Annotated in this window: 15 protein-coding genes; 8 read left to right on the forward strand and 7 right to left on the reverse strand. The window is 53.3% G+C overall.

What is annotated here, in order from left to right; genetic code table 11:
• The first annotated feature begins 75 nt into the window (after positions 1–75).
• The gene (locus VGM48_RS21885; RefSeq protein WP_331582578.1) at positions 76–846 is read left to right on the forward strand and encodes a hypothetical protein; all 771 of its coding nucleotides are present in this window, start codon (positions 76–78) and stop codon (positions 844–846) included.
• On the opposite strand, the gene VGM48_RS21890 is transcribed toward VGM48_RS21885, so the two are convergent.
• The 5 genes from VGM48_RS21890 to VGM48_RS21910 form a co-directional block, all read right to left on the reverse strand.
• Complete coding sequence (locus VGM48_RS21890; RefSeq protein WP_331582579.1) at positions 833–2,032, reverse strand: Fmu (Sun) domain-containing protein; 1,200 nt, start codon at positions 2,030–2,032, stop codon at positions 833–835. The two genes, VGM48_RS21885 and VGM48_RS21890, sit on opposite strands and share 14 nt — an antisense overlap.
• Positions 2,029–3,591, reverse strand: a complete 1,563-nt coding sequence (locus tag VGM48_RS21895; protein WP_331582580.1) for a tetratricopeptide repeat protein — start codon at positions 3,589–3,591, stop codon at positions 2,029–2,031. Before VGM48_RS21895 ends, VGM48_RS21890 begins: the two co-directional genes overlap by 4 nt.
• A complete protein-coding gene (locus tag VGM48_RS21900; protein WP_331582581.1) occupies positions 3,570–4,886 on the reverse strand; it encodes a hypothetical protein in 1,317 nt (438 codons plus the stop codon). The genes VGM48_RS21895 and VGM48_RS21900 overlap by 22 nt, the downstream gene beginning before the upstream one ends.
• A 138-nt stretch (positions 4,887–5,024) precedes the next feature.
• Complete coding sequence (gene odhB, locus VGM48_RS21905) at positions 5,025–6,260, reverse strand: 2-oxoglutarate dehydrogenase complex dihydrolipoyllysine-residue succinyltransferase (protein WP_331582582.1); 1,236 nt, start codon at positions 6,258–6,260, stop codon at positions 5,025–5,027.
• Between the two features lie 125 nt (positions 6,261–6,385).
• Positions 6,386–9,220 (reverse strand): 2-oxoglutarate dehydrogenase E1 component, encoded by a 2,835-nt coding sequence (locus VGM48_RS21910; RefSeq protein ID WP_331582583.1) that lies wholly within the window; start codon positions 9,218–9,220, stop codon positions 6,386–6,388.
• Between the two features lie 255 nt (positions 9,221–9,475).
• Here VGM48_RS21910 and rpsT point away from each other — a divergent pair, with 255 nt between their 5' ends.
• Together rpsT and VGM48_RS21920 are read left to right on the forward strand one after the other, a co-directional pair.
• Positions 9,476–9,739: a 30S ribosomal protein S20 gene (rpsT, locus tag VGM48_RS21915; protein ID WP_331582584.1), complete on the forward strand. Its 264-nt coding sequence runs from the start codon at positions 9,476–9,478 to the stop codon at positions 9,737–9,739.
• A gap of 98 nt (positions 9,740–9,837) precedes the next feature.
• Complete coding sequence (locus tag VGM48_RS21920; protein ID WP_331582585.1) at positions 9,838–11,586, forward strand: M14 family zinc carboxypeptidase; 1,749 nt, start codon at positions 9,838–9,840, stop codon at positions 11,584–11,586.
• 41 nt (positions 11,587–11,627) lie between these two features.
• Here VGM48_RS21920 and VGM48_RS21925 read toward each other — a convergent pair whose 3' ends face one another.
• Positions 11,628–12,137 carry a hypothetical protein gene (locus VGM48_RS21925; RefSeq protein WP_331582586.1) on the reverse strand — a complete coding sequence of 170 codons (510 nt, stop codon included), beginning with the start codon at positions 12,135–12,137 and terminating at the stop codon, positions 11,628–11,630.
• A gap of 311 nt (positions 12,138–12,448) precedes the next feature.
• Between VGM48_RS21925 and VGM48_RS21930 the strand changes: the two genes are divergently transcribed.
• Positions 12,449–12,694, forward strand: coding sequence for a hypothetical protein (locus VGM48_RS21930; protein WP_331582587.1), 246 nt, complete (start codon positions 12,449–12,451; stop codon positions 12,692–12,694).
• A 23-nt stretch (positions 12,695–12,717) separates the two neighbouring features.
• Here VGM48_RS21930 and VGM48_RS21935 read toward each other — a convergent pair whose 3' ends face one another.
• Positions 12,718–14,133 carry a hypothetical protein gene (locus VGM48_RS21935; RefSeq protein ID WP_331582588.1) on the reverse strand — a complete coding sequence of 472 codons (1,416 nt, stop codon included), beginning with the start codon at positions 14,131–14,133 and terminating at the stop codon, positions 12,718–12,720.
• A gap of 244 nt (positions 14,134–14,377) precedes the next feature.
• Here VGM48_RS21935 and VGM48_RS21940 point away from each other — a divergent pair, with 244 nt between their 5' ends.
• Genes VGM48_RS21940 through VGM48_RS21955 form a run of 4 tightly spaced genes read left to right on the forward strand, consistent with a single transcriptional unit; the run spans position 14,378 to position 17,177 of the window.
• Positions 14,378–15,031: a hypothetical protein gene (locus VGM48_RS21940; protein WP_331582589.1), complete on the forward strand. Its 654-nt coding sequence runs from the start codon at positions 14,378–14,380 to the stop codon at positions 15,029–15,031.
• Between the two features lie 2 nt (positions 15,032–15,033).
• Positions 15,034–15,687 carry a hypothetical protein gene (locus VGM48_RS21945; RefSeq protein ID WP_331582590.1) on the forward strand — a complete coding sequence of 218 codons (654 nt, stop codon included), beginning with the start codon at positions 15,034–15,036 and terminating at the stop codon, positions 15,685–15,687.
• Between the two features lie 4 nt (positions 15,688–15,691).
• A complete protein-coding gene (locus VGM48_RS21950; protein ID WP_331582591.1) occupies positions 15,692–16,501 on the forward strand; it encodes a sensor histidine kinase in 810 nt (269 codons plus the stop codon).
• Positions 16,502–16,511: 10 nt separating this feature from the next.
• Positions 16,512–17,177 (forward strand): response regulator transcription factor, encoded by a 666-nt coding sequence (locus tag VGM48_RS21955; protein ID WP_331582592.1) that lies wholly within the window; start codon positions 16,512–16,514, stop codon positions 17,175–17,177.
• Positions 17,178–17,231 lie beyond the last annotated feature (54 nt).

Consider the following 17,231-nt stretch of genomic DNA (forward strand, 5'->3'; position numbering starts at 1 on the left):
ATTGCCCCCGAGGGCGACTTTCGCATTGACGCCCGCAAGGGGGCAATAATTTGCCCCCGGGAACGTTACTGGTACATGAACCTTCGCCCGGTTTTTCTTACGGTATCCTTTCTTGCGATCATCGCGATCAGCTGCAAGAAAACCGTACATTTTCCCGCATCCGCCCCAGCCGACTATTTCCTTCCGCTGCAGGCGGGGAAATTTGCCATCTACCGGCTGGATTCTCTGAACTTTTACTATTACGGGCAGCTGGATACGGTCACTTCCTATCTGGCCAAGGATTCCGTCGAAAGCAGTTTTGTCGACGGGGCTGGCAACACCGCATGGTACGTGACACGTTACCTCAGCGATACGACGGGCAGCGGCTGGTACCCCACCGAGACCTATACCGTCACGCCTTCGCAGCAGCGACTCGAAATGACGGAAGACAATCTTCGGTTCATCAAATTAGCCTTCCCGATAAGCCAGGGCTCCAGCTGGACAGGCAACACCTATCTGCCTTACGGTCCCTACCAGGATTTCTTCGATTTCAGCGACGATTCCCACCTGACGCTGGGAAGCTGGAACTATACCTATCAATCGGTGAACAAACCCTATACCGTCGGAAGCCAGAGCTTCGACAGCACGGTAACGGTCCTTCAGGAGAACGACTCCATCAATGTACCGATCCTCGATCTGCAATCCTTTGCCTCCCGCACCTACTGGAGCGAGACTTACGCGAAACATGTGGGCCTGGTATACCGCCATACCGAGATGTGGGAATATCAACCGCCGACCCCGGATGGGACGCAAAGCGGTTATAAGATCGGGTTCCAGATGACGATGCAGTTGATCAGTCACAATTAGGCTTTGCGAAGCGCGCCGCGAAGAGGGTGTCGGCATGCTGCGGATAGCCGGTCAGATTTTCCATCTTTTCAGGTTGCAAGTTGAAGCTGTCGCGCAGAAACGCGGCCATTTCTTCATTTTCCTTTTTAAAGACAGAGCAGGTGCAATAGACGAGCGTGGCGCCCGGGGCGAGATGCGTGGCGATGTTCGCGAGGATCTTTCTTTGCATGGTCTGATAACGGCCTATCTTCTTAGGATCAAAAAAGAAAAGGTCTTCGGGCGTGCGGCCCCAGGTGCCGCTGCCGGTGCAGGGGACGTCGGCAAGTACGAGATGGACGACCGGGAGGTTGACGATATCATCCCGGGACAGATCGGCGAGAAAGCTTTGGTATTTTTTTATTCCCGCCGCCTGAAAACGGGCGCGGAGATTAACCAGGATGGATTCGCGGATATCGGAGACCGTGATATCCATTTCGGGATAGCAGTCATGGGCCAGGATGGACTTGCCCCCGCTGGCCGCACAGGCGTCCCAGAAGCTGTGCGGGGGTTCGGAGCCCGGGTCCGCTGCGGAAGCAGCGGTTGCAGGGCCGTGGGCCGCGGCCGCTGACGGTCGCAAAAACTCCGCGACGCGTTGCGAGCTGTAGTCCTGAACGACGATCTCCCTGTCGGGCGTGAAATGGTCTTCGACTTTGAACCCATTGGCGAGGCGGACGGTTGCCGGCGGGATGAATCCGGCAGCGTCACCGAGTTTTTCGCGGACTGTCGCCTCCTGGCCGGGGCGGATGCGAAGGAAGAGATCGGGTTGACGAAGGAAGGAAAGGCAAAACGCCTCATGGTCGATGGCGGAAGAAAGCTCGTCCCTCCAGGGGAAGATATTCGCGGGCTCGATATCCGTGGCTGCGAGTTTTTCGGCAAGCGGCTTTGCGATGTTCTCGTTGTAGCCGGCGTTGAAATATCCCAGGAACTCCCCCGGCTGGTCGGTACAAAGAAAAAGACCGGTGAGGATGCGATCCTTAACAGACAAATGATTGGCGGCGTGCCCCAGGCGGTAGAAGCCGTAGACCAGCGTGGAAAGCTGTTTGCGATCCCGCGAACCCATTTGCTTATTGACGCGGAAAAAGTCCTTCAGCCAGGCATGCAACGGGGCCTCGCCCTTATAGGTATCGATGATGTCGGCCGCAATGCGGAGCTGGTTATCGAATTTCATGGAGTTGGCTGGTCTTGAGGAGATCGGGATTCATCGAGCTTTTGCCGGATGCGGCTAAGGGATGACTGAGCAACAGGCAGGTCGGGATGGTTAAATCGGGACAGGTTCTCCACGGCTGTTGTGTAACAGTCGAGCGCCTTTTCATACGCCCCTTGCCCTTCAAATACACTGCCGATTTGATGATAGGTGACCCCAAAGGCATACTCATTGCCTGTTTTTCCATGCCAACTCAATGCCTTTTCATAATTTTCCAGGGCTTCATCCCATTTCCTTTGTTCTTCATACACCACACCTACCTGATGATACGTCTCGCCCAGATCATACTCGTCGCCGGCTCTTTTCCAATTCTGAGCCTGACGGTAATTTTCCAAAGCTTCATTCCATTTCATTTGACTTGCATATGCCAATCCTATCTGATGATAGGTAGACGCCAACCCGGCTTCTCCTCCCGTCTTTTTCTTCCACTCAAGAGCCAGGCGGTAGCTTTCCAATGCCTCGTTCCATTTTTGTTGGGCCGCGTATGCAATTCCCATTTCATGATAGGTGCTCGCCAACTCATAATCCATCCTACTATTTATTTTCGATTCCAACGCCAATCCATAACTCTTCATTGCTTCATCCCACTTTTGCACTCCTGCGTACGCCATACCGATCATGTGATGGATGCTGCCCGGGTTCTCTCCCCCTTCCCGGATATAACCTTCCAAACTTTTCAGAAAGTATTGTAATGCTGGTTCATATCTGGCAAAATGATAATTAACTCTTCCTAATTCAAAGAATAGCCGCCCCCCAAAACCGGCGTCCACCCTGGCGTCAAGAGCTATGGCTTTCTTAAGTGCCTCCTCGGCCTTTTCAAGGTCGAACGCCGCGCCATACTCCTTGCCTAATAACAACAGCAGGTTGATCTTATCCCGGATAAGCCTGGCCTTGTCCTCATTATAGAGGCATAATCGTTCCCAGGTCTCCTCCAATTGAGCAATTCTATCGAGTCGCTCCTTGATCTTTCCTCTTTTTCTTAGCGATCCATAAGCAATGGCCTCCTCGGCAACCGTCAACCCATCCGGGTTATCGTCCTGGAAAACAAAGCGCTTGGACATCCAATGCATCAGATCGGGAGCCTTGCGTTGGAGTTCCCGGTCGAAGCCTTCACTGATCCATAAGAGGATAATATAGGGCTGATTGAAGATCAGCTCTCGCTCGAAATTCAATTGAGCAACAAGCGACGAAAATTCGATGCGGCCGTCCTCTGTCTTATAGAGGCTGCTTTCGAGGCCGGTAACACTGACCAGGTACTGCACGGGTTGCGAACCGCGGATCGACTCCGGCAGCAACTCCTGCAGAGCCCGGTATAATGAAGTGTAGGAATGTGCGGTAAGATCGAGGTCGAAAAAAGAATATTCGTTGAGGTGGTCTCCCAGGAAACGGTGAAGCTGCTTTCTCTTCCATTCGTTGGATGTTACGACGATGGCAAGCGTTCCCCTATCCCTCTCGCTGAGGGAAAAAAGCATTTCATTCCGAAGCTTCTTTTCCTTCTCACCTATTTGTCCTTGCTCTTCCATTCCAAAAAGTCGGGATAGGAGGCCAATAAGGGATTGACCTTGATCTTCCCATTGTATTTTAGTAGAATAAGAATATATAACAATTCGCCCACCTTTCTTTCGGCCGGACGGTAATTCTCTTCGCTCAAAACCTTCATGTGTTCATTGTCGAGATATTCCCACAGGTACTTCCCACGTTCGTAGATGGCTTCTTTAACATGCGTCATTTCGATCTTCTTGCCCAACGAACTGATCAAAGAAGTGTGTACCACCTGGAAAAGTTGCCGGATACAACCTCCGGAATACTCTATGCAGGTATTCATAGCATCGCCTTCGATAAATAAAGGAATTTCTATTCTCTTGCCGATGATCTTTTTCATCAATTCCAATGCAAGATCATTCTTTTCGAGCTTTATCATCGGCACTGTGTACAGGGTAGAGAAGTTATTGGGCGCCTTTTCGATCTGGTAGTACGAAGAGATGGGCACAGCCATCAGCATATTAATGTCCAGTTCGGACAGAATGTTCGCTTTTTTTATAAAAAGTTCCTCATATACGTCGGACTGGATCTTTTCCGATCCGTCAATAATGAACAAAATATCCTCTCCCTGTCCGCTCTCCTGAATATTCAGCCGCGTGTCACCCATTTCCACGTTCAACTCATTGATCAATTGCAACGTATTTTGCTTTATTTCCTGGCGCACGGTGGTGGATATCTCATTTTCTCCGCTAAAGACCTCTTTGAACGATGCTTTGCCGCCAAAGCCGAATAATTTGAAACCTCCCTCTGCTCCGGCTTCCACTTCCGTACTTCGTTTCTTTTTCTTTGAACGTGTCTTTTCGGTCTTCTCACCCAATAATTTTTCCGCCAATGCCTGTAATCGTCCAGCTCCTCCCTTTACCTTGTTGCGAGCAGTCCCTTCAATTAATTTATGGATCAGCAAGCTGAAAAAATCGGCATACTGAAAGGAGCCTACTTCTACCTCCTGCTCGAGATCGATAAAAACTGTAAAATATCGGCCAGGGGCATTGAGAGTACTGTAGATGCGTCGTAATTCCGTGGATTTACCGCAACCCCGATGACCTGAAAAGATGATCTTTACACATCCGGCGGGTGATTCGAACGATTCGGTTTCCCGATCGTATCCAAGCGCGAAGTAAAGCTTGTCTAAATAAGACCTGTCACGAATCTCATCCAGGTTGACATAGAGCTCCTGTTCATCGAACAGGTTGGGCTGAAATTCAGGTTCGATGACCGCTTTTGCTTCCCGGACAGTGCGCACCGGGAAGGTATATGGTATCCTTGAAGTCGGCATGACCGTTGTTTTAGTAAATGTAACCAAAAAATGTGGCCATTGGTTGTAGGACCAGGCTTGCGCCACTTATTGACGCCAACTTATAGAAGTACTAACAACGGACATCTGACAAAGCGGTAAAGATCAGCCGACGGACGATTACAGTTCCAGCAATGCCTTCACCGGATCTTTGCCGAACAGCAACTGATCGGGATTCTCCAGGAGTTCTTTTACCCGGACCAGGAAGCTCACGGACTCGCGGCCGTCGATGATGCGGTGGTCGTAACTGACGGCCAGGTACATCATAGGGCGGACGACGATCTGTCCACCGACGACAACGGCGCGTTCTTCGATCTTATGCATCCCGAGGATGGCCGATTGGGGAATGTTGATGATGGGCGTGGACATCAGGCTGCCGAAGACCCCACCATTGGTGATCGTAAAGGTGCCGCCCTGCATCTCTTCCATCGAAAGTTTGTTATCGCGGGCCTTTGTGGCGAGTTCGACAACCTTTTTTTCGATCTCGGCCATGCTGAGACTCTCGGCGTTACGGATGATCGGAACGACGAGGCCTTTCGGTGCGGACACGGCGATGGAGATGTCGCAATAGTCATGATAGACGAGTTCGTCGCCGTCGATATAGGCATTGACGGAAGGCCATTCCTGCAAAGCATAGCAGGTGGCTTTTGTGAAAAAGCTCATGAAGCCAAGGTTGACGCCGTGCTTCTCTTTAAACTTGTCTTTATATTTCGCCCTCAGGGCCATGACGGCGCTCATATCCACCTCGTTAAAAGTGGTGAGCATGGCCGTGGTGTTCTTGGCTTCGACGAGGCGGCGGGAGATGGTCTTGCGAAGATTGCTCATCTTCTCGCGGCGATCGGCGCGGGTGAATAGTTCTTTGCCGATGGCACGGCCCGGATGGGCCAGGGCTTCGAGGACGTCATTCTTTACGATCTTCCCGCCTGTGCCCGTAGGTCTGATGGAACCGGCATCCACTTTTTTATCGGTGATGATGGCGGCGGCGACGGGGGTTGCCTTGATATCGTTGGATACGCCCGTTACAGGCGCCTGGGCAACGGCAGGTTGAGCGGCAGCGCTCTTGTTCGCCTGGGCCGGTTTGGCTTCGGGCTGTGCGGCGGCAGGCGCGCCTTCGGGGCGGGCTGCCGTTTCGTCGATCTGCGCGACGACGTCGCCGATCTTCAGGGTGTCGCCTTCCTTGCCCACGGTTTTGAGGGTGCCGGCCTTTTCTGCGTTGACCTCGAATGTTGCTTTTTCGCTTTCCAGCTCCGCTATTACCTCGTCACGTTCAACATACTGACCTTCCTTTTTGAGCCATTTTACCAGAGTTACTTCGCTGATGGATTCGCCTACTGCCGGAACTTTTATATCAATCATTTTGCTGGTTATTATACTAGTTATTGTGCTGGTTAGTTATTGCTGGTTCTTGTTTTTTCCTGTGAACCTGCGGTTCATCGTTTGTGAAGCGCTAATGTTTGGCCTTCGCCATAGGGCCTGCGGCCCTATATGCTAAACGCCGTTTCGATGATCTCAGCCTGCTCCTGCGCATGAACCTTGGAGTAGCCCGTAGCCGTCGCGGCACTGGGCTGACGGCTGATGACCCCATAGTTGATGGTCTTGAGGTTCATCTGGAGGAAGGAAGCAGCGCCCATATTGAGAGGCTCTTCCTGGACCCAGAACCAGGTAGCCGCCTGGCTGTATTTCTTATACAGGTTTTCCAGTTGCAGCGCCGGCAGCGGGTAGAGCTGCTCGAGCCGCACGATGGCGACATCCTTGCGGTTGTCCTTCAGCTGGCGTTCCGCAAGATCAAAATAGACCTTCCCGCTACAGAAAAGCACCTTCTTTACATCCTGGGCATTCCCTACAAAGCGATCATCGATCACCTCTTTAAAGCCGCCGCTGGTGAACTCCGCCATCGCCGAGTACGTACCCGGATGCCGGAGGTTGGCCTTTGGCGAGAAGTTGATCAGCGGTTTGCGGAACGGCCAGGTCAGCTGGCGACGAAACGCATGGAACAGGTTGCCGGAGGTGGTGATATCCGTGACCACCATATTGTTCTCCGCGCAAAGCTGGAGAAAACGTTCCATCCGGGCGCTGCTGTGCTCGGGGCCCTGTCCTTCATAGCCGTGCGGGAGCAGCAGGGTCACGCCGTTCATCCGCTGCCATTTTGTTTCAGCAGCGGCAATAAACTGGTCGATGATTATCTGGGCGCCATTGCTGAAGTCGCCAAACTGGGCTTCCCAAAGCACCAGGGCATTGGGGTTGGCAAGCGCATAGCCATATTCAAAGCCGAGCACGGCATATTCGCTGAGTAAAGAGTTATAGATCCGAAACTCGCCCTTCTTGTCGGCCAGCCGGCTGAGGCGATTGTATAATTCGTCGGTGTTCTCGTCACGCAGCACGGCGTGGCGATGAGAGAAGGTGCCACGCTGAACGTCCTGGCCACTCATGCGAACGTCTTTTCCCTCCAGCAGGAGACTGCCATAGGCCAGCAGTTCCCCGGTGGCCCAGTCGATCTTGCCTTCTTCCTTGAAGAGTTTTACCTTGTCCTGCAACAGCTTTTCCACTTTCCGCAGAGGCTTGAAGGATTCGGGCCAGGCCATGATGGCGTCGAAGACCTTACGGAAGTCCGCTTCGCTGATGCCGGTGATGGGGGACTGATCAAAGTCCTCGGTCTTTGCCTTATGGAGGCTTTGCCAGGCGATCTCCGGCTGCTGGTATTTATAAGGAAGCGGGTTCTGTTTTACTTCGTCGAGCCGTTCCTGCAGATCGGCCCAAAACTTCTTCTCCATTTCTTTTGCCAGATCCTTTGCATCGGACTCGCCGTGATCGATCAGGTATTGCGTATAGACCTCCCGGGGATTCGGATGCTGGTCGATCAGCGCATAGAGATGGGGCTGGGTGAATTTGGGATCGTCGCCTTCATTGTGGCCATGCCGGCGATAACAGACCATGTCGATAAAGACATCGGAATTAAACTCCTGCCGGTAGCGGGTGGCGATGTCGGCGCACTTGACCACGGCCTCGGCATCGTCGCCATTGACATGGAATACCGGCGCCTGGATGGCGGCGGCAAGCGAGGTACAGTAGTCCGAACTGCGGGCGTCATCGAAGTCGGTGGTGAACCCGATCTGGTTGTTGATGACGAAGTGCATCGTTCCGCCCGTGTAATAGCCCTTGAGATTGCTCATCTGCAATACTTCGTAAACGACGCCCTGACCGGCGACGGAAGCATCCCCGTGGATGAGGATGGGGAGCATCTTATCGTAGTCGCTCTGGTAGAGGACATCGGCTTTTGCGCGCGCAAAGCCTTCGACCACCGGGTCGACGGTCTCGAGATGCGAGGGGTTGGGCATCAGCTTCAGATAGACGGTCTTGTCGGTGTCGGTCTGAACGACGCTGCCATACCCCATATGATATTTCACGTCACCGCTGCCCATAGTCTGGTCGGGCTTCGCGGTGCCTTCGAATTCACTGAAGATCTGCTCATAGGTTTTACCCATGATATTGGCCAGGATATTGAGCCGGCCGCGGTGAGCCATCCCGATGACCACCTCCTGTACGGAGTTGTCCGCGGCGGTGTTGATGATCGTATCCAGCGCGGCAATGGTCGCTTCCCCGCCTTCGAGGGAAAAACGCTTCTGGCCGATGTATTTTGTGTGAAGGAATTTCTCGAACATAACCCCCTGGTTCAGCTTTTCGAGAATGCGTTTTTTCTTTTCCAGCGGCAGCGGGTTGAGAAATTTCTTCTCCATCTCGTTGGTGATCCAGTCGATCTTCTTCTGATCGCTGATATATTTGAACTCGATGCCTACATGACCGGCATAGGTTTTCTGGATATGCGTCAGGATGTTGCGCAGCGTGGTGGTCCCGAGGCCGATAAGGTTACCGGCAAAGAAGCTTTTGTCGAGGTCTTCTTCGGTGAACCCGTAGAAGGGCAGATCGACATTGGCGCCGCGGTCCTTACGGGGGCGGATGGGGTTTGTTTTGGCCAGCAGATGACCTTTATTGCGATAGCCGAGGATGAGACGATACGCGCCGAGCTCCTTTTTCCAGTCCGCGCCATCGGCGGTCAGGGCCTGGCCCGCGGTTCCCGGCTTGGCGGTTGCCGCAGTGTAGGTGCCATTGGCCGAGGTTGCGGTGCCATTCGCAGAGCCGTTTGTCGCGGTGGCGGCGCCGTTGGCGGCTGCCGCTTTACCCTGGGTTACGGCGAAATCGAAGCCTTCGAAAAATTTTCTGAATTCCGGGTCCACAGTTTCGGGGTTCTTCACATAATCCTGGTAGAGACCCTCGATGTAGCTGGGATGAGAGTTAGTGATAAATGAAAAGTCCTTCATAGAAAGATGCTCCTTCGAGCGTATTTTGTTATCCAATTTGCAACGGACTGAAGCCGTTGTCTCACAAAACGGGCCTACAAATATCGCTCAAAATTAGTTGCGAACGGGTACGATTTTGATGGTTTTTAGTAATAATTTGCTAATTCTTAAGGGAATTGGCCCGGCACGGCAAATCGGCGCTCAAAGAAAGATTGCCTTTTTTTTGGCAAATCCGGCAGCGGGGCTTACCTTTGCCGTCCTAAAAATGTCGAGTTCATGGCAAATCACAAGGCAACCAAAAAAGATGTAAGGCAGGCCGAAAAGCGCAGGGATCGCAACCGCTACTATGGTAAAACCACACGTAACGCGATCCGTGACCTGAGGGCGATCAAGGAGCAGAAGGAAGCCGGGGAGAAATTGCCCGAAGTTGCCTCTATGATCGACAAACTGGCCAAGAAAGGCGCTATTCACAAGAATAAAGCAGCCAATCTGAAGAGCAAGCTCGCCCGCAAGGTGAACGCCATCGCTGTCAAGGCCTAACCGGCTGTCGCCGCTACAAAGTAGTCTGATTAGTACTTATTTGTAAAATAGTTTGTGGAAGAAGCATCCCTGATCGGGATGCTTCTTTATTTTCGGGCATGAGAAAAATATTACCGTTCTTCCTGCTACTGGCGGGACCGCTGGCAATCCTGGCGCCCTTTCCAGCCACCGGCCAGGGCCCACAGACCCCATTCGAACGATCGGGCGGAAAACAAACCGCCACCTATGCCGAGTGTATCGCCTTCTATAAGCAACTGGATAAGCTCTCCCCCGCGCTCTCGATCCGGGAGGTGGGGATGAGTGATGCGGGCTATCCCTACCACGTCCTCCTCTATTCCAACGACGGCACCGCCGACCCCGCAACCTGGCACCGCCAGCATAAAGTGGTGATTCTCATCAACAACGGTATTCATCCCGGGGAGCCCGACGGGGTGGATGCAAGCATGCTGCTGCTCCGGGACCTGGTGGCGAAAAAACTACGGCTGCCTGATAATGTGGCCCTGGCCGTAATCCCGCTTTACAATATCGGCGGCTCCCTCAACCGCGGATCCTTCTCCCGGGTAAACCAGAATGGACCGGAGAGCTATGGCTTCCGGGGAAATGCCCAGAACCTGGACCTCAACCGCGATTTTACCAAGAACGACAGCCGGAGTGCCCGGAGTTTCGTCGAGATCTTCCATTGGGTGGACCCCGTTTTACAGATAGACAACCATGTCAGCGATGGAGCTGACTATCAGTATACCATGACCTTGCTCGCGACCCAGTGGAACAAGCTGGGCGGTGAGGTCGGGACCTTTCTGCACAACGTCTTCCAGCCCATCCTGTTTGCCGGGATGGAGAAGAAGGGCTGGCCGATGACCCCCTATGTCGAATTCGAAGAGGGAAACCCCGACCGCGGATGGGATGGTTTTTATGACGAGCCCCGCTATTCAAGCGGGTATGCGGCGTTGTTCCATACGATGTCATTCATGCCGGAGACCCATATGCTGAAACCATTTAGCGACCGGGTAAAGTCCACCTACGCGCTGATGGAGACCATGATCGACGCGGCTTCGGCCCATGCGGCACAACTGCTGGCCAACCGGAGTCACGATATTGCCGCCGACCGGGACAGCCTGCGGCTTTCGCTGGACTGGAAAGTGGATACCACCCGTTGGGACGAGCTGAATTTCCGGGGCTATACCGCCGCTGAAAAGACCAGCGGGGTGACAGGCCTGCCCAGACTATACTATGATCACAGCCGGCCCTTTGAGAAGAAGGTGCGGTTCTATGATTTCTTCGTGAGTGATGCGGCGGCCACGGTTCCTTCCGCCTACCTGATCCCGCAGGGCTGGCATGACGTCGTCGATCTGCTTCGGCTGAATGGGGTGAAAATGCGGCGGATCGGTCAGGATACAACGGTACCGGTGGAAGTCTATCATATCGCCGATTATAAATCCTCGCCGCGGGCTTACGAGAAGCATCATAAGAATACGGCGATCAAGGTGACGGCTTCCCGCGAGGAAATGCACCTGCTGAAAGGAGATTATGTGATCCCGACCGATCAGCCGGCACGACGTTTTCTGGTGGAGATGCTGGAGCCTACAGGCGAGGACTCCTATTTTGCGTGGAATTTCTTTGACGCCATTTTACAGCAGAAGGAGGGATATAGCGCCTACCGCTGGGAGGATGTGGCGGAGCAATGGCTAAAGGATCATCCGCAGTTGCAGCAGGAGTTGGAGGCGAAGCGAAAAGCCGATCCGGCGTTTGCGCGCGATGCCCGGCAACAGTTGAATTTCGTCTACCGGCATTCGCCGTATTATGAGCCGGCGCATATGCGATATCCGGTGTACAGAGTTATAAAATGAAGAACGGGGCGCTGAGCGCCCCGTTTTATTTTTGTGTCGTTTTAATATCTTCTGTCGCGATCGCCACCTCCGCGATAACCGCCGCCACCGCCCCGGTCGCCGCGATCTCCGCCGCCGCTACCGCCGCTGCCGCCACGATCACCGCCACCGCGATAACCACCGCCGCCACTGCCGCCGCGATCGCCACCACCCCGGTATCCACCACCGCCGCCGCCGCCGCCGCGATAACCGCCGCCGCCGCCGCCACGATCTCCACCACCCCGGTAACCGCCGCCACCGCCGCGATCTCCACCACCGCCGCCGCCGCGATTTTGTTCATCGGCTTCTTTTACGGCCATCTTCTTTCCGCGGATAGAGGCGTTGTCCAGTGTCTCGATCGCACCCTTGGCTTCCGTTTCGTCGGGCATATCTACAAACCCGAAGCCTTTGCTCTTCCCAGTCTCCCGATCCATGACCACCTTCGCAAAATTCACCGTGCCATATAACTCGAACATTTCTTTCAGGTCGACATCATCAAAATCGTAAGGAAGACCCGCTACAAAAAGCTTCATGCGATAGATTTAAAGAGTAAAATTACAAAGATAAAATCTATATATTCTAATTTATCCAGCAATAAGTTCCGCAAACTTTTTGATCGACCCGGTGGATAGTAAAAACACGCAGGGATTCTCCCAAGAAGAGCAGTAATTATCCTGATAAAAATAAAGGTTTAAACGAATATTGCCTAACAATAAATCGGGAGATAGCCTTTTACCCATAGCAGACGGGAAAAGAAACCCCCTAAGCTAAACGGGAGAAAGCAGGGAAGGTTCGCCCGGCGGGCCTGGGATTTGCAGTTTCTGCATTTAGTAAGTCAAACAATATGGCAACAGAAATAAAACGCATCCCGGTGCTGGACCAGACCGAAGCCGTGACGATCATCAACCGGCTCAGCCTGCAATACGATATGCTCCCGGATACGATGCGGCACCAATTGCATGTCACCAATGAGCGGTATGCGGCCTACTATGACGCCGAGGAAGGGGTGGTAAAGCTGGAGGCGGTACATCCTGATGTGACAAAGGAGGAGATCGAAGAATTTTTGATGACGTTCCCGCCATTCTTTTAGGACGATCTCCTCCCGTTGTATGATTATGCGATGGTTATCGACTGCCAGTTGCTGTTCGAGTATCCGCCGTACCAGGCATTGTTTACGATGGTCCGGTCATTTATCGAGACAACGATGAGATAACAACAGGGTTTGATCCCCGCCGCCCAGGGATCCCAGAGAAAGGTGACCGGCGCCGGATATCCCGTATCGCTGATATTCCCATTATAGGTTTTGGACAGCGGGTTGCCATGGATATCGAAGATAGACGCCTGGAATCCGCAGCCGCCCTGGAGGGCGACGCCGATATGGCCAAAGTTCTCGTCCCAGGCCGTGATCGTGATGGCAAGGACATTTCCGTTGCCGCGCTGGATCTTCTCACAGCAGCCCAGGTCGGTACGCGTACCGTCAGGGGCCTGAAGCTGAAGGCTGATGACGGGCTTTGAAGGAGCACCGTTGTCAACTCTCGCCGGGATGATGGGACTATGGAATTCCTGCAGCCCGGCGTTGCGAACGGTCAACCGGAGATAATACGTCTTATTCCTGTCAGCCGGCGTGTTCCAGTCGGTGAGATAATCGGGCCCCAACACCCCCATTTCGCTCACTTTATACCATCCCTGGGCATCGGGTACCCGCGGATAAGGGCTGAGAAAAAAACCGGTCCAGACATAATCGGTAATCGATTGCAACACGGGCGACCACGGTCCGGCCGTCGAATCGGCAAACTCTACTTTATATTCAAAAGGGGCGGCTATCGAAAAGACTCCACGAATATTCGATATGCCGCCAAAAGGGTGATCACCCGCACCGCCGGGCGTTTTTGCATCCGGACCGGTAGTGCCCGGCGGGACGCTTGGACCAGCGCCTAAGCCGATGCCGGGACCGCCGGTCGTAATCTGGGAAGTGGGTATATAGCTGATCTCGGTGATCAGCGGGGGCTGCGGACACATCTCCTTGCAAACAAGCCGGCAGCGCACCGAGCTAAGCCAATGACAGAGCTGATGGCAATAGGGTTCGAGCTTCAGACTCGTGATCAGTTTGTCAAAGCCTTCCGTGTCCTCCTGCTCAAGGGCCATGACAAATCGTTTTAGCAGTGCTTCATCGCGGGCAATTTTGGCGATCTCCAGGGCAAAGTCCCGGATCTCGCTGATCGAGAGCTCTTCATCCTTTCGCGGCGGCTTCTTGCAAAAGGTCGTGCAGATGAATACCGAGTATTTGCTGCAAAGGAAGTGACAGATGAGCCTGCAGCGGGGCAACAGTTGCCGGGCGGAGAGCTCCGCCTGGAATCGCGCCGCATCTTTCGCGCGGAAAGCCTCGACGGCCCGGATAAAGGACTGTTCGTCCGCGGCAAGAGCCGCGGCAGCCTCCGCCATTTCCCGCAGTTCGGAAAGTCGGGTCTCGGCTGAGGCGTCCTCCTGTGAATGTGAAGCGTCCTCCTGCGAATTCTTTTTTTGTGCCATGGAATTTAGATTTAAGGTGATGGACATTGATCGTTCGTTCCCTGCAAATTTCCATCCCGCGCGCCCCGCGGTCAAGGAGGCGATCTGGGTATCCGGGACAAGGAAAAGCGGCAGCGACACCCGGTACAGGCCCATCCGGAAAAGGTGTTTTCATCGTCAAAATATCCCCTGAAACCCCGAGCGATCCGCGCCGAAATAAGCAGACCTTTAACCTGATTCCCAAATCTTCTCAACGCGATAATTTATGAAAAAGACATTCCCATTGACCTGGCAGGCCGCCTGTCTTCCGGCGGTCTGCCTGTTCGCCCTTTGCCTGCTGACCGGCATGCAGGCCGGCAAACCCGGGATCCCACCCCGTCCGGCGAACAAAGACTATCATGTAACCGTCTCCATCCCGGCAGCACAGCTGAGCTTGGCCTTTGAAAGGACCCACCGGAAAGAACTTTCCATCTTTCTTTATGTCGTGAAGCGCAGCCCGGCTAAGGACGGAAAGGACGTGTACCTGCTGTGGAGCTCCATCGATTCCGAACGAAAACCGGTCTTCGTGGAAAAGAGCCTGAGCGCCGGGCAACTGACAAAGGAATCCGGCTGGTATGTTCATTTTCTCCGGCTGAATGGGGTGGCGAAAGAGGAGGTGGTAATGGGATACCATGTCTCCGTCGACCCAAAAATGCTTTCACGCGTCACCGCCCTGGAAGCCCGCATCTATCCCTTTCAGCAGGAGAAGAACAAGATCACCTTCACGGGCAACCCCCTGCCGACCAGACCCGGAGCGGGTTTTATGACGGATTCCTGCAAGATCCCGCCCGGATGCGGAACATTCGGCCCGCCCTTTTTTGGCCCCATGAATCAGATCATCAGCAAGGAGTACTATCGCAAAGAAAATAGCATCCGTTGAATATGAGCCCTACCATCATCGTATATCTGATCCTGCTACTGATCGCCCTTTTTATATATGGTCGCGCTTTTTCGTCTGGAAAGCCCTATATCCGTATCCTATTTTTTTATCTCTTCCTAAACCTTTGCCTGACGATCCTGTCCATGGGGATCGCCCGTTTCGGAGTGACGAACAACCTGTTCCTTTTTCATGTTTTCACTCCCATCGAATATGGCTGCATCTGTCTTTTTTATCTTTCGATCATCGGAGATCCGCGCATCAGGCGGGTTATCCGCATCTCAATTCCCCTGTTTGTTCTTCTCTGCATTGTTTTCGCATTCTTCGTCCAGACACTAATGGAAAATAATTCCTACATTGCTATTGCCGAATCCATCCTGATCGTCTGCTGGACATTGCTTTTTCTGCGTGAGGTGCTTTTATTCAACCCGGTTACCGCTCTGCATAACTACCCGCTTTTCTGGATCACCGCCGGGATATTGATCTATTTTACCGAGAACCTCGTATTGGATGGCGTTCTGTCGTACCTGATAAAGAACACTCCCAGCCTCGCAAAGCTGGTCTACCGGGTGAGCTTTGTATTCAACGATATTTTCCTCATCGCCCTGTCCATCGGCGCGATGTACCAGGTGAGAGCGGATCTAAAAGAAACCGGATGACGAAATGACAAACAGCAGCAGCGATATTATCATCGTTATTGTCAGCGCGGCCGGCGCCCTGCTTCTCCTGTTGGTCTTTATCATCTCCTTTCTGTTTATCTATAAGAACCGGCAGGTGCGTAATTCCGTGGAGTTGAAGGGTGTGATGGAACGATATAACCAGGAGATATTGAAAACGCAGCTGGAGATCAGGGAGCAGACGATGAAGAATATCTCCGAAGAGATCCACGATAATATGGGGCAGGTGTTGTCGCTTGTCGTACTCAATCTCAGCGCGGTGGAATTTACGGACCCCGACTCGGCCAATACCCGCATCATGAAGACTACCGAACTCGTGAAGAAAGTGATCACCGACCTGAGAAATCTTTCCAAAACCCTGGACTCGGAGAACATGATCAATTTCGGCCTTCCCGAGATGATCAGCAACGACCTGAACCTGCTCGAAGTTACCGGCCGGTTCCACACGCGGTTTAGCTGCACCGGCCCGGAACAACGGCTGGACCCTTCCCGGGAGACCGTCGTCTACCGGATCGTACAGGAAAGCCTGAACAATGTGATCAAACATGCAGAGGCGACCCGGCTGGAAATAGATATCCGGTATACCGAAGAACGACTGGCCATCGAGATCGCGGACAACGGCATCGGATTCCAACCGGATCACACCGCTCCGGCAACCATCGTCAGGAATGGCTCCGGGTTAAAGAATATGCACAGCCGGGCCAGGCTCATCGGCGCCAGCTTCGAGATCGACAGCGGGCATTCGAATGGAACAACCGTACGTCTCACGATCCCAATCGCAAAAACCGGGTTCTAAAACAATTTGTATGGAAGCGATCAAAGTAGCCGTTATCGACGATCATAAGCTTTTCCGGGACGGCATCGCCGAGCTGATCCGGGGTTTCTCGGGATACGAGGTGGTCATCGAGGCCGACAACGGCAGGGATTTTATCCAGCAACTCACCGGCGCCAACCTGCCCGACATCGTCTTGCTGGACATCAACATGAAGATCATGGACGGCTTCGAGACTGCCCAATGGATCCGGCAGCAACACCCCGGGATCAAGCTGCTCATCCTTTCGATGTATGAGAATGAGAATGCCGTGATCCGCATGCTCCGGTACGGGGCCCGCGGATACGTTTTGAAAGATATCCGCAAGCGGGAATTGGAGCAGGCGCTGAATTCCCTCGTGACGAAAGGATATTATTATACCGAGATGATCACCGGGAAACTGATCCACGCGTTAAGCGGCACGGAAGACCATAAGGCAAAAAATACCCAAAAAGAGGTTTCCACGCTGAGCACACGGGAGATAGAGTTTCTGAAATTAGTTTGCAGCGAACTAAGCTACAAGGAGATCGCCCAGTCCATGTGTCTGAGCATCCATACGATCGACGGATACCGGGATGTGCTGTTCACGAAACTGAACATCAAAAGCCGGGTCGGGCTCGTCCTTTTTGCCATCCGGAACAAGATTGTTTTCATCGAATAGGAAAAAAACGGCCGGATCCCCTCAGAAAAGAGAACCCGGCAGTTCGATGCGGCG

It is taken from the genome of Puia sp. (assembly GCF_036500295.1).
Classification (GTDB): domain Bacteria; phylum Bacteroidota; class Bacteroidia; order Chitinophagales; family Chitinophagaceae; genus Puia.